Genomic DNA, 13447 nt, shown 5'->3' on the forward strand with positions numbered 1-13447 from the left:
GCGGGCACCACGCCTGTCCAGGACTATCGGGCGCGCCCCTACAGGAAATGACGCGCTGCGGCAAGGGCGGGGCTGGAGGTTGTCGGGGCCGGGCCAAGCCCCTATCCTTCCACCCCGTCGATCTTGCAGTACCGGTGTTATATTGCCATATGACACTGACAGGAGATGCCATGGCTACGACCGCGCCCACTACGACCGCTGACACGCTGAACCTGACGCCGCCCGACCCGGTCCCACCCGTCGCGCCGGAAAAGGCGGCCGGGCTAGTGCCGCTGGATGAGGAAAAACGATCGAAGCTCGATGAGAAGGTCGATGCCTTCATCGACGATCTGGTCGCGCAGGACGCCAACTCCCCCGAATTCGGCCAGCGGGTCGATCAGCTCACCAATATGGGACGCAAGGAGATCGCCGAGGCCGCCGGACATTCGAACCGCTTCCTCGACCGGCCGGTGCGGGCGATGGACAGCGACAACAAGGTCGGCGTCGATCTGGCCGAACTGCGCCGGACGATCGAGGATCTGGACCCCGGCAAGCGCGGCAGCCTGACCGCGCCCAAGAAGCTGTTCGGCCTCATCCCCTTCGGCAACCGGATGCGCGACTATTTCGACAGCTATAAAAGCGCGCAGAGCCATATCAATTCGATCCTCGGCAGCCTCGCCAGCGGCAAGGACGTGCTGATCAAGGACAATGCCGCCATTGATGTCGAGCGGCAGAATATGTGGCAGACCATGGGCCGTCTGGAGCAGATGATCCACATCTCCAAGACGCTGGACGCCCGGCTGGAGGCGAAGGCGCTGGAACTGGATTCGACCGATCCGGCCAAGGCCAAGGCGATCCGGGAAAGCGCTCTCTTCTACATCCGCCAGCGCACGCAGGACCTGCTGACGCAGATGGCGGTGACGGTGCAGGGCTATCTGGCGCTCGACCTGGTCAAGAAGAACAATGTCGAGCTGGTGAAGGGCGTGGACCGCGCCAGCACCACCACCGTCGCCGCCCTGCGCACCGCCGTCACCGTGGCGCAGGCGCTGGTCGGGCAGAAGCTGGTGCTGGAGCAGATCACCGCGCTCAACACCACAACCGCGAACATGATCGATTCGACCGGCGAAATGCTGAAGAACCAGACCGCGCAGATTCACGAGCAGGCCGCCTCCAGCACCATCCCCATCGAGACATTGCAGCGCGCGTTCCAGAATATCTACGACACGATGGACAATATCGACACGTTCAAGATGAAGGCACTGGAGAATATGAAGACGACGGTGAACACCCTGTCTAACGAGGTCGAGAAGTCCAAGGGCTATATCGCCCGCGCCGAGGGACAGGCGCAGGCAGCGCAACAGGCGCGGGCGGACAATCCGCTGCTGAGTTCGATCGAGGCGTGAGGCGGTGAGCCGGTCCGACCGCATATTGGCCGATGCGGAGGCTGTCCTGCGCCGCCATAGCGAGCGGGGTCAAAGCCTGTCGGCGCGCGCCAGGCAGAGGCGCAATGCGGCGCTGATGCGGAAGGTCAAATATGCCTTCTGGGCGGTGGCGGCCGTCCTGATCGCCAGTGCCGTCGCCGGCTTTATCGCGCCGATCGGTATCACCGGCGTCATGGTCGCGCTTGGCATCATGATCGCGGCTGTTCTGCTGATCGGGCTGCTGCCGGGCGAGCGCAGGGTGCGAACGGAGGCTTTGGCGGAGGCGCGACTGACCGCCTTGCCGCTGCAGACCGAAATCTGGCTGGAGAACCAACGCAAGGCCCTGCCCGCACCTGCCGTCACGCTGGTGGACAGCATTGGCGTGAAGCTGGAGACGCTGGCGCCGCAGCTGGAGCGTCTGGGCGAACAGGACCCGGCGGCGCAGGAAATCCGCAAGCTGCTGTCCGATCACCTGCCCGAGCTTGTGACCGGTTATCAATCGATCCCGGAACCGCTGCGGCGGGAGGAACGCAACGGGCGAGTGCCGGAAAAGCAACTGATCGAGGGGCTGGGCGTCATCGACGCGGAAATCGCCCGGATGAGCGAAAATCTGGCGAGCGGCGATCTCGACAAGCTGGCGGTCCAGAACCGCTTTCTGGAACTGAAATATCAGGAAGCGAAGGAACTTGGGCAGTAAAGCCGTCTTTCCTTCGTCATGATCCACCTCACACTCATCATCGTCGATTTCCTGACGGGACTGCTGGCGGCCGGGGCCTGGGCGCTGGCTTCCGCCGGTGGGGCGATCGCGATGCTGGTGGGCGGCGGGTTTCTGGGCGCTTCGCTCTTTCGCAGGTGGCGGCGGCGGGGCTGATGTTCAGTTCCGCCATGTGCAGGGTACGATCGAGGAAGGCGCCGGTCGCGCCGCGATCCGCTTGAACCGGGCGAAATAGCCGCCCGCCGTCGGCTTGGGAATCAGCTCTTCCAGCCGGAACCCCATCGCCGCCAGTTCGCAGGCGAGCAGGCGGGGCGGCGTGCCGTGCTGGTCGGTGGGCCGGTTGGCATCGACCACGATCAGTTCGCCGTTCGCCTTGAGCGCCGGGCTGAGGTTCCAGAGAAAGGCGTAAGGTTCCGCGATCTCATGATACATATGGATCATCATGATGCGGTCGAAGCTGTTTTCGGGCAGCTTCGGGTCTTCCGGCTGGCCCAGCTTGACGCTGACGTTGCGCCAGTCCTCGCGGGTGATGCGGCGGGACAGGGCCTCGATCACTTCGGGCATGATGTCCTCGGCCAACACCCGGCCGCTGTCGCCCACCCGTTTCGCGAGCCGCACGGTATAATAGCCCTCGCCCGCGCCGATATCGGCCACGGTCATGCCGGAATGGATGCCGGCGCGGTTCATGATATCCTGCGCCTCGTTCACCCGGTCGCGCGCTTCCTCGCTCGACCAGCGGGTGGAGACGACCGGCGCCACCGGGCGGTCGGCGCGCGGAAAGGCGCGGGCGGCGGCCGGGCGGTCCTGATCCTTGTCCGGCGCAAACGGACCGCAGCCCCCCAGCAGGATCAGGCATCCTGCCAGGGCTCCGGCCGTCAGCGCCGGAATTTGCATCAGTCGACATCCTCCACATCGACCTTCTCGCCCGTCACCTTCTGGCTGAGGGCGGCGGCCATGAAGGGATCGAGCGCGCCATCCAGCACATCGTCGGGCGAGGTGGAGGTGACGCCGGTGCGCAGATCCTTCACCAGCTGATAGGGCTGGAGCACGTAGGAACGGATCTGGTGGCCCCAGCCGATCTCGGTCTTGGCCTGATATTCGCCCGACGCGGCCTCCTCGCGGCGGCGCAGTTCGGCTTCGTAGAGGCGCGCCTTCAGCATGTTCATGGCCGTGGCGCGGTTCTTGTGCTGCGAGCGGTCGTTCTGCGACGCGACGATGATGCCGGACGGAACGTGGGTGATGCGGACCGCCGAGTCCGTGGTGTTGACGTGCTGGCCGCCCGCGCCGGATGCGCGGTAGGTGTCGATCTTGAGGTCGCTTTCATTGACCTCGATCTCGATATTGTCGTCGATCACCGGATAGACCCAGACCGAGGAGAAGCTGGTGTGCCGCCGTGCCGAACTGTCATAGGGGCTGATGCGCACCAGTCGGTGCACGCCGCTTTCGGTCTTGGCATAGCCATAGGCATTCTCGCCCTTGAACAGGAAGGTCGCGGACTTGATCCCCGCCTGGTCGCCCGCCTGATAGTCGACCAGTTCCACCTTGTAGCCGCGCCGTTCCGCCCAGCGGCGGTACATGCGGGACAGCATTTCCGCCCAGTCCTGGCTCTCGGTGCCGCCCGCGCCGGCATGGATTTCCAGATAGGTGTCGCTGGCGTCGGCCTCGCCCGCCAGCAGCGCCTTGATCTTGTCCTCGTCCGCCCGGTCGGCCAGGGCCTTGAGCGAGGCGATGGCTTCGCTCACCATATCCTCGTCGCCTTCGGCCTCGGCCATTTCGATGAGTTCGGCGGTGTCGGTCTTTTCACTCTCGATCGCGCGGGTGGCGCCGATCGCGGCGTCGAGCCGGGTGCGTTCCCGCATCACCTCCTGCGCCATTTTCTGATTGTCCCACAACGTCGGATCCTCGACGCGGGCGTTCAGCTCGTCCAGCCGGCGCAGCGCCCGGTCCCAGTCGAGGAAGCGGCGCAGCAGGTCCAGCGCGGCGTCGATGCGGTCGATATATTGCTGCGCTTCGGCGCGCATGGTCTATTCTCCAAACTCTCAAAGCCCGTCGGCGGGAACGGCCTTGCCATCGCGCCGTCCTTTCTTGTGACGCAGGCGCCGCGTCAAGGAAAACCGGGCCGGCCCGTCATCGCAGTGGATTTGGGTGACATAAGTGACACGACAAGGGGACGGACAAGCGCCATTTTTCGAAAAATTTCCTGCAGGCCATTTTCGATGCCGTCATAGCGCCGCAGGACAGTTGTAGGACAGCGGAAAATACGCCGCCGTCACACAGCTAGAGCAGGATGCCGCCGTCGAGATAGAGGAACTGTCCGTTCAGATGGCGGGCCTGGTCCGATGCCAGGAAGGCGTAGGTCATGCCCGCCTCCAGCGGATCGACTGGGCGCGGAGCGCGCAGTCCGGTCATCACCTGATGATAGATGGCGGTCAGCCGGTCGCGTTCCGTCAGGATTTCGGCAGGCACCTGTGGGTTGTCGCGCGCGATATCCTCCATCGCCCGGTCCGTCACCCAGCCTATGCCGACCGCGTTGCAGCGTATGTTGTGCCGGATTTCCTCCGCCGCGACATAGCGCACCAGCGCATCGACCGCGCCCTTCGAAAAGGGCGAGAGCCCGTCATAGGCGATATATTTCTGCGTCGCCATGGTGGTGCAGGTCAGCAGCGACCCGCCGCCGCGTTCGCGCAGCAGCGGAATGGCGGCCTGGAACAGGCGCAATATGCCCATCGCGTCGGCGTCGAAGAACCGGGCGGCGATGTCGGGCGACAGGTCCGCCATGGTGTCGAAGCGGACCAGCGGCCCGCCCGCATGCGCGACCCCGTGCAATCCGCCCAGCGTGCGTTCGGCCAGCGCCACGGTGGCGCGCACGGCGGCCTCGTCGCGCATGTCGAGTTGCGTGGCCGCGATCCGCGCGCCCTTGTCCGCCCATTCCCGGACCAGCGCATCGGCCCTTTCCCGGTCGCTATGATAGGTGAACAGCAGGGGCACGCCCGCATCGGCCAGCGCCCGGACGACGCCGGTGCCGACGGTGCCCGTGCCGCCCGTCACCAATATGCCGCCGTCCGGATATGTCAGGGTGATCGCCAACGCCCTCTCCTCCATTTTCCTCCACTGTGCCGGACGGGAGCGCCCGGCGCCAGCATGAAGGAGTGGAGAAGGCGGTCAGTAGATGCCGCCCTGGTCCTGGAGGAAATCGGCGTCGTTGCGCTGGCGGCGCTGGACCGTTGCCTCGATGCGGGCGGCGGCCTTGTCCTGCGCGGCGACCTCTTCCTTGCGGATCGAGCGGCGCGGTTCGGATTCAGGCTTGAACGCTTCCCAGATCACGGCGGGCTTGGGATCGTCGGTAGGCCAGACGCCATAGACGCGCTTGCCCGACCGGCGGTCGATCGTCACCATGCGGATGCCCGCGGGGGCGATGAAGGGCGTCTTGGGCATCGCCTCCAGCACCGGGGTCATCGCCGCCTTCCAGATCGGCGCGGCGACGCGTCCGCCCTGCGCCCAGCCGCCCAGGCTGCGCGGCTGGTCATAGCCGATATAGACGCCCGCCACGATGTCCGGCGACCCGCCGACGAACCAGACGTTGGTCGGGCCGTTGGTGGTGCCGGTCTTGCCGAACAGCGGGCGCTTGAGATCCGCCAGCACCGTCGCGGTGCCGCGCAGGATCACGCCTTCGGCAATATGGACGACCTGATAGGCGGTCATCGGGTTCATGACCTGCTTGCCCTCGAAACCGAAGCGGGGCATCGGCTTGCCGTCCCAATTGGCCATGTTGCAGCCGTCGCAGGCGCGCCAGCGCAGCGGCCAGATCACCTTGCCGCGCCGGTCCTGCACATAGTCCATCAGCTTGGGACTGAGTTGCCGCCCCTGATTGGCGAGCATGGCATAGGCGTTCACCATCCGCTCCACCGTGGTTTCGCCCGCGCCCAGCGCGAAGGAGAGATAGGGCTGGTAATCGCCGATCCCCATCGCCTTGATCGTGCGCACGACGCGATCCATGCCGGTCTGCGACGCGGCGCGCACGGTCATGAGGTTGCGCGACTGTTCCACGCCCCAGCGCATGGTCTGCGGCCCGGCGCTGCCGCCGGTGAAGTTGCGGAAGCATTTCTGCCCCAGGCCCGCGCCCTGATCGATGCACAGCGGCCCATCGACGATGATCGAGGCCGGGGTCATGCCATTGTCCAGCGCGGCGGCATAGACGAAGGGCTTGATGGTCGATCCGGGCTGCCGCATCGCCTGGGTCGCGCGATTGTAGGAGGAGAGGCGATCGTCGAAGCCCCCCTGCATGGCGCGGACGCGGCCCGAATGGGTTTCCTCCACCACCATGCCGCCGGACACTTCGGGCACGTTGCGCAGCGCCCAGCCCGCGCCGTTGCGCGCCACCACGATCAGGTCGCCCGGCTTCATCGCGGCAAAGGCGGGACCACCGGTCTTGCGATAGGGAAGCTGTGCGGCGTCAGCGGGCAGGGTGCCGGTCGATCCGTCGGAAAAGCCGATCTCCGCCGAGGAAGGACCACGGCTGACAATGGCCGCCACGCGCCATCCGGCATAGTCGACGTCGATATAGCTGGCGGCCAGTTCCCGCTGCCAGCCGCGATCCACGTCGATCCTGCCGATCGGTCCCGACCAGCCCTTCCCCGCGTCGAAGCGCAGCAGTCCGTTGCGCAGCGCGGTGGTGGTCAGGTCCTGGATCTTCGGATCATAGGGGCTGCGCACCCACAGGCCGCCGGCATAGACGCTGTTGGGTCCGTCCTGCGCCTTTTCGCCGAACAGGGCGATCAGGCGGCGGCGCACCTCCTCCATATAATAGCCGCCCGCGCGGGCGTCGAAGCTGGAGCTGTGGGCCGCCACCGTGCCGAGCGGCTGAGCCTGCGCCTCGTCGCGCTGCTCCTTGCTGATCCAGCCATTCCTGTACATTTCGCCCAGCGCCCAGTTGCGCCGCTCGATCGCGCGATCATGGCCGGTCGGGCTTTCGGGGCGGTAATTGGCCGGACCCTTGGGCAGGATCGCCAGATAGGCCATTTCGTGCAGCTTGAGGTCGGCCACATCCTTGTCGAAATAGGCGCGGGCCGCCGCCTGCACGCCATAGGCGTTGCGGCCGAGGAAAATCTGGTTGAGGTAGAGTTCGAGGATCTGCTGCTTGGACAGCACATTTTCCATGCGATAGGCGAGGATCATCTCCTTCACCTTGCGGGTCGGCGAATATTCGTCGCCGATCAGCAGATTCTTCGCCACCTGCTGGGTGATGGTGGAGCCGCCGCGCGCCCGCTGGCCCGAACCCACCTTGCGCGCATAGTCGAACACCGCGCCCGCAAGTCCCGTGAAATCCACGCCATGATGTTCGAAGAAGCTCTTGTCCTCGGCCGACAGATAGGCGCGGATCAGGAGCGGCGGATAATCGCTATATTGCAACTGGACGCGCCGTTCGCGGGCATAGCTGTGGACCGGCTGGCCGTTCGTGTCGCGCACGATGGTGGGCAGCGGCGGTTCATAGTTCAGCAGCGACGTCGCATCGGGCAGGCCGCGCGCGAAGACCAGCCAGAAGAGGGCATAGGCCAGCAACAGCCCGCCCAATCCCAGCGCGATCCAGCGGAACCAGCGGCGTTCCCAGTGAATGGCCCAGTGCGGGCGGAACCGTTCCCGAAAGTCGCTCAAGCCCGCGCGCAGGCGTTGGGTGAGGGACGATGCGGCGTTTTTGGGGCGAGCCTCTTCCATGATGGCGGAGGCTCTAGAGCATTTTGAAGGCGGCTGAAACATCTGACGGCGCGCAAAATGCGGTCAGGCGAAAAACCGGCGGAACGGGCGGATCGGTCAGCCGCCCGCCCCGCCCCCGCGCAGGGCGAGCTTGCGGGCGAAATGCACCTCCACGGCGCGGGCCACGCCGAGGGCGATATTGGCCTGCCCCTCCTTCGAGGCGAGGAAAGCGGCATCGGCGGCGTTCGAGATATAGCCGGTCTCGAACAGGATCGACGGGGTATCGGGCGCCTTGAGCACCATCAGCGAGGCAAAGCGGTGGGCGGTGTTCTTGAAGGGCATGTAAGGCCCCGCCTCACGTTGCAGCAGCCGCGCGAAGGCGACCGAGATATTCATCGATTCCCGCTGCGTCAGGTCGATCAGGATCGACGACACGTCGGTCGACTGGCCGCCCAGATTGACGCCGTTCAGCAGATCCGCCCTGTTTTCGCGGGCGGCGAGGCGGGCCGCCTCCCGGTCGGACGCGGTTTCGGACAGGGTATAGATGGTCGCGCCGCGCGCCGTGTCATTGTCCGCCGAATCGGCATGGATGGAAATGAACAGGTCCGCGTTCAGCTTGCGGGCGATGCCATAGCGCTCCTGCAGCACGAGGAACCTGTCGTCGTTGCGGGTCAGCGCCACGCGGACGCGGCCGGATTTCAGCAACTGGTCGCGGATCGCCTGGGCGATGGCGAGCGTCACATCCTTTTCCCGCTCGCCCTTCTCGCGGTTGATCGCGCCGGGATCATGGCCGCCATGACCCGCGTCGATCACCACCAGCGGACGGGACGCGTCGCGCGGTCCTTCGACCGGCGGAAGAGACAGGCCGCGCGCCACCGGCGGGATCGGCACGGTGATGCTGTGGATGCGCCTGGCGGGGCGCGGCGCCATGCCGGCGGGCGCGTCGAAACGGGTGCGCCCGCGCCCCACCGCCGTGCGAAAGGCGCTTTCCGACACGCTGTTGAGCGAGAAGCTCAGGGACTTGCCGTCGGCGGCGATGTGCGGCTGGCCCAGCGTCGCGGGCGCGGTCAGGTCCAGCACGACGCGCGCGGTTTCGGTGCTCAACTGGCCCTGGCGGATGGCGGCGATCGCGTCATGGCCGCCCGCATAGCGGCCGCGACCGGCCTGCGCGCCGCTGATGTCGAGCGCGATCCGGCGCGGTCCGTCCAGCAGGAAGGCCGAGGCGCCGTCCACCCGTCCGTCGAAGCGCAGCGTGACCTGATCGCCATCCACGCCGATGGCGGACAGGCCGCCGGCCTGGACAGGCATCCCGGAGAAAAGCATGCTTGCGAGCGCAAGACTTTGGAGCATGCGCCGCTTGTGCAACGCCCCGCCCATGGCCGTAAAGCCCAATTTCATCATGCCCCATCCGTCCAGCGTCCCCACGCTGAATCCGGAATTAAGCATTGCCTCTTTTTGCCCGGTAAAATGACAGGGTTAACCGCTTCTTCACCATGATGCGGGTAAATGATCCATTGTGGTCCGGAAGCTGTGAAACAATATTTCGAGGGGCCGTTGCCCCTTGCCATTTTGGCTGCTACCCATTCACATTCCTGAAAGAAGCGCCATATTGGGCGACAGCTCTTTTCGGGAGCATTCACGATGGCATCGGCGGCCGCTCAGGCGGCCGGCACGATGTACGAACAGGTTGACGCTGCATGAGGCATGATTTCCATTCCACGCTGACCCCGGTTCCGGGCGATGCGGCGTGGTTGGTCGTGTCCGGCGCCTTGTCCGGCCCTGCCGACGCAGCAGACACGCAATTTTTCCTTGAAAACCGGGCGATGCAGCAATCCGCGCCGCCCCCTTACTATCGCGTGGCAGCCCGGCCCAGCGCCGCTGGCCGCACACGCCGGAGACTCATAAATGACAATGCGTATGCTGATCGATGCGCGCCACCGGGAAGAGACCCGGGTCGCGGTCGTCAAAGGTAACCGGATCGAGGAGTTCGACTTCGAATCGGCCGAGCACAAGCAGCTCAAGGGTAATATCTATCTCGCCAAGGTCACGCGTGTAGAGCCTTCGCTCCAGGCGGCCTTCGTCGATTATGGCGGCAACCGCCACGGCTTCCTCGCTTTCAGCGAAATCCACCCGGACTATTACCAGATCCCGCGCGAGGACCGCGAGGCGCTGCTGCGCGAGGAGCGCGAGCATGCCGAGGAAGAGGCCGCGCTGCGCGCCGATTTCGACGATGACGACGATCATGCCGGTGTCGTCGACGGCGGGCTGGAAGTCGTCGAGGCGACCCATCATCATGACGATGAGGAGCATGGTGAAGGCGAGACCGCCGAGAACGGCAAGAACGGCCGCGGCCGCCGCAACAAGGGCGACGAGGCGGCCGACGAGCTGCGCCGCAAGCGCATGGCGCTGCGCCGCCGCTACAAGATCCAGGACGTCATCAAGCGCCGCCAGGTGCTGCTGGTGCAGGTCGTCAAGGAAGAGCGCGGCAACAAGGGCGCGGCGCTAACCACCTATCTGTCGCTGGCGGGCCGCTATTGCGTGCTGATGCCGAACACCAGCCATGGCGGCGGGATTTCCCGCAAGATTTCGAACGCCGCCGACCGCAAGCGGCTGAAGTCGATCATCGCGGAGATGGCGCTGCCCTCCACCATGGGTTGCATCGTCCGCACCGCGGGCCTCCAGCGCACCAAGCCGGAGATCAAGCGCGACTTCGACTATCTCGCCCGGCTGTGGGACGAGATTCGCGAAAAGACGCTGAAGTCCGACGCCCCCGCGCTGATCCACAATGACAGCGACCTCATCAAGCGGGCGATCCGCGATATCTACAACAAGGATATCGAGGAAGTCATCGTCGAGGGCGAATATGGCTATAAGGCGGCCAAGGACTTCATGAAGCTGCTGATGCCCAGCCATGCGCGCCGGGTGAAGCAATATGCCGATGCGGTGTCGCTGTTCCAGCGCGCCAGCGTCGAGGATCAGCTGGCGGCGATGTACAACCCCGTCGTGCAGTTGAAGTCCGGCGGCTATCTGGTCATCAACCCGACCGAGGCTCTGGTGTCGATCGACATCAACTCGGGCCGGTCGACCCGCGAACATGGCATCGAGCAGACCGCCGTCGCCACCAACCTGGAGGCGGCACGCGAAATCGCCCGCCAGCTGCGCCTGCGCGACATGGCGGGGCTGGTCGTCATCGACTTCATCGACATGGAGATGAACTCCAACATCCGCAAGGTCGAGAAGGCGATGAAGGAGGCGCTGAAGGACGATCGCGCCCGCATCCAGGTCGGCCGCATTTCGGGCTTCGGCCTGATGGAGATGAGCCGCCAGCGCCTTCGCACCGGCGTGCTGGAAGCATCGACCCGCCAGTGCCCGCATTGCGAGGGCACCGGGCTGGTCCGCACCGCCTCGTCCGCCGGGCTGTCGGCCCTGCGCATGCTGGAAGAGGAAGCGGCGCGCGGTCGCGGCAGCCTCATCACCCTGCGCGCGAGCCAGGAAGCGGCCTTCTACGTCCTCAACAACAAGCGCCGCGAGCTGGACGAGATCGAGCAGCGCTATGGCGTGCGCATCGCGATCCTGCCCGATGGCGAGGTAGAGGGCGCGCGCATGTCGGTCGAGGCCAGCGGGCCGCGTCCGGAGCGGGTGGTCGACTATACGCCGATCGTCGAGGAAGAGGATGATCTCGATATCGTCGAGGAGCTGGACGAGGAAGAGGTCGAGGAAATCGAAGCCGCGCACGAGGAACGCGCCGAGCGGGGCGAGGAGCGCGGCGATGAGCGTGAGGGCGGCCGCCGCCGCCGCCGCCGCCGCCGTCGCCGTGGTGGCCAGCGCGACGAGCATCGCGCCGAGGCGTCGGTCGAAGGCGACGTCAGCGAAGAAGGCGATGAGGCCGAAGCTGCGGACGATGGCGCCGAGGATGAGGGCGACGCCGCTCATGTCGAAGCTGCCGAGGGCGAAGGCCGCCGCCGTGGCCGCCGTGGCCGTCGTGGTGGACGCCGCCGCCGTGAGGGTGGCGAAGGCGCGGCCGAGGAGGCCGTGACCGAAGCCGCCGAAGAGGCTGCCGAGCCGGTCGAAGCGGTGGCTGAACCCATCGTCGAAGCCGCCACCGAAGCCCCGGCTAAGGAGGAGGCTCCCAAGACCCGTCGCCGTCCGCGTGCCCGCAAGGCCAAGGAAGCCGCTGCACCCGCCGCCGAAGCGGTAGAGGCCGAGGCGCCGGTCGAGGCCGAGCCGGAAGCCCCTGCTGCCGAGGAGGCACCCGCCAAGCCCAAGCGCACCCGCCGCAAGAAGGCCGAGCCGGTCACCGAGGAAGCCGCCGCCGCAGAGGCCGCGCCTGCTGCCGAGGAGGCACCCGCCAAGCCCAAGCGTACCCGCCGCAAGAAAGCCGAGCCGGTCGCCGAGGAAGTCGCCGCCGCAGAAGCCGCGCCTGCTCTCGATGCGCCGGTCGAAGCCGCCACGCCTGCCGAAACCGCCGAAGCGGTTGTGGTGAACGGCGGTGCGGAAGTAGACGGCGAAGGCGAAGACGGCGCGCCGCGTCGCGGCTGGTGGCAGCGCACCTTCGGCCAGTAAAAGCGCCTGAAAGACAAATGAAGCGCCGTTGCCTTGCCGGTTCGCCGGTAGGGCAGCGGCGCTTTATTTTTGGACAGAGCGGAGGGAAAGAAGCTGCGGTCGGTTAGGATCATCAACCGTCACCCCGGACCTGATCCGGGGTCGCTTCTTCGTTGACCGCCCATGCAAAAGAAAGCGGGATGCCGGGTCAAGCCCGGCATGACCAAGGGGTTCTGGTTTAAAACGACCAGTTTCTGCCGTTTACTGCATGCTGCGAGGCTCTCCCAAATTGACGTTCACACTTGGGCAAGGCTGGCGTCCCGTCGCACCGCGAACTTCCATGCTGTGACGGCGATACTAGCGGTCAGAACCAACGTTGCAGCGCCCACGACGGCACCACACAAGGCTAGAGCAATCGCTTCGCCGATATTCGTTGCGGACGACATGCTAGGCACAAGTTTGTTTACGCTACTGGCCGCAAACAACACCAGTATCAGTGACCAACGATAGCCCTTTGTTGCCTTGACGATCCGCATCGGGCTTACGAGCCGCGAAGAAATCGCCTGCGCTATCGGCCAAGCGGGCAGGAACGCTACAAACAGCAAGCCGATCAGAAGCAACGCGAGGACGGTCAAAACGGTCAAACCATCATGCAAGCCAGCGCGAGCCGCATAAATCAGAACGGCCAAGCTGGATAATATCGGCACGAACGTAAGGATGGTGACGGCTGTAAACTTGATGAAGCCAACCATGGATGACGGCTTTTCAACCATCGTCATTGTCGTAGCATATACCGCTGCGAGCCAAGGCAATATAACAACGCCTAGAAGGGCGTAATCAAAATTGGAGAATTTCGCGCCACTCCCCCAATGAAATAGGTCGGTGATAGCCGATAGCGCCCCTGCTATTGTGACGTAGATCAGCCCACGCTTAGGGACGGTGCCAAACTCGCCCATCGTTTGCGTGAAGAAGTCTTGAAATGTGGAACCCCCGGTCATTCGTGGAACATGAAGGACAATGCTTCGCACCGCAATCTAGGTTCTGCACCGGGATGCTATGTCAGCTTTTTGACATGTCACCGCTCTAAGCCGCCAGTCAG

At 65.3% G+C, this 13447-nt stretch carries 10 protein-coding genes; 4 read left to right on the top strand and 6 right to left on the bottom strand.

Annotated features, from left to right (window positions below):
• The first annotated feature begins 170 nt into the window (after positions 1 to 170).
• The 3 genes from MJ601_RS17740 to MJ601_RS17750 are packed head-to-tail and all read left to right on the top strand — an operon-like array spanning position 171 to position 2271.
• Entirely contained in the window at positions 171 to 1382 is a 1212-nt protein-coding gene (locus MJ601_RS17740) for a toxic anion resistance protein (RefSeq protein WP_242128865.1), read from the top strand.
• A 4-nt stretch (positions 1383 to 1386) separates the two neighbouring features.
• Positions 1387 to 2097, top strand: a complete 711-nt coding sequence (locus MJ601_RS17745) for a hypothetical protein (protein ID WP_242128868.1) — start codon at positions 1387 to 1389, stop codon at positions 2095 to 2097.
• A gap of 18 nt (positions 2098 to 2115) precedes the next feature.
• Positions 2116 to 2271, top strand: a complete 156-nt coding sequence (locus MJ601_RS17750; protein WP_242128869.1) for a hypothetical protein — start codon at positions 2116 to 2118, stop codon at positions 2269 to 2271.
• Between the two features lie 3 nt (positions 2272 to 2274).
• Here MJ601_RS17750 and MJ601_RS17755 read toward each other — a convergent pair whose 3' ends face one another.
• The 5 genes from MJ601_RS17755 to MJ601_RS17775 all read right to left on the bottom strand — a co-directional run bounded on the left by MJ601_RS17755 (position 2275) and on the right by MJ601_RS17775 (position 9204).
• Complete coding sequence (locus tag MJ601_RS17755; protein WP_242128872.1) at positions 2275 to 3009, bottom strand: class I SAM-dependent methyltransferase; 735 nt, start codon at positions 3007 to 3009, stop codon at positions 2275 to 2277.
• Positions 3009 to 4136: a peptide chain release factor 2 gene (gene prfB, locus MJ601_RS17760; RefSeq protein ID WP_242128874.1), complete on the bottom strand. Its 1128-nt coding sequence runs from the start codon at positions 4134 to 4136 to the stop codon at positions 3009 to 3011. Before prfB ends, MJ601_RS17755 begins: the two co-directional genes overlap by 1 nt.
• 256 nt (positions 4137 to 4392) lie before the next feature.
• Positions 4393 to 5202 (bottom strand): SDR family NAD(P)-dependent oxidoreductase, encoded by an 810-nt coding sequence (locus tag MJ601_RS17765; protein ID WP_242128875.1) that lies wholly within the window; start codon positions 5200 to 5202, stop codon positions 4393 to 4395.
• A 75-nt stretch (positions 5203 to 5277) separates the two neighbouring features.
• The gene (locus MJ601_RS17770; RefSeq protein WP_242128877.1) at positions 5278 to 7827 is read right to left on the bottom strand and encodes a penicillin-binding protein 1A; all 2550 of its coding nucleotides are present in this window, start codon (positions 7825 to 7827) and stop codon (positions 5278 to 5280) included.
• A 96-nt stretch (positions 7828 to 7923) separates the two neighbouring features.
• Positions 7924 to 9204, bottom strand: coding sequence for an N-acetylmuramoyl-L-alanine amidase (locus MJ601_RS17775; protein ID WP_242128885.1), 1281 nt, complete (start codon positions 9202 to 9204; stop codon positions 7924 to 7926).
• Between the two features lie 507 nt (positions 9205 to 9711).
• Between MJ601_RS17775 and MJ601_RS17780 the strand changes: the two genes are divergently transcribed.
• A complete protein-coding gene (locus tag MJ601_RS17780) occupies positions 9712 to 12369 on the top strand; it encodes an Rne/Rng family ribonuclease (protein ID WP_242128879.1) in 2658 nt (885 codons plus the stop codon).
• Between the two features lie 275 nt (positions 12370 to 12644).
• Here the strand turns inward: MJ601_RS17780 and MJ601_RS17785 are convergent, their stop codons facing one another.
• Positions 12645 to 13346 carry a hypothetical protein gene (locus MJ601_RS17785; RefSeq protein WP_242128882.1) on the bottom strand — a complete coding sequence of 234 codons (702 nt, stop codon included), beginning with the start codon at positions 13344 to 13346 and terminating at the stop codon, positions 12645 to 12647.
• Positions 13347 to 13447: the final 101 nt, after the last annotated feature.

This window comes from Sphingobium trunci (assembly GCF_022664535.1).
In the GTDB taxonomy this organism is placed as follows: Bacteria; Pseudomonadota; Alphaproteobacteria; order Sphingomonadales; family Sphingomonadaceae; genus Sphingobium.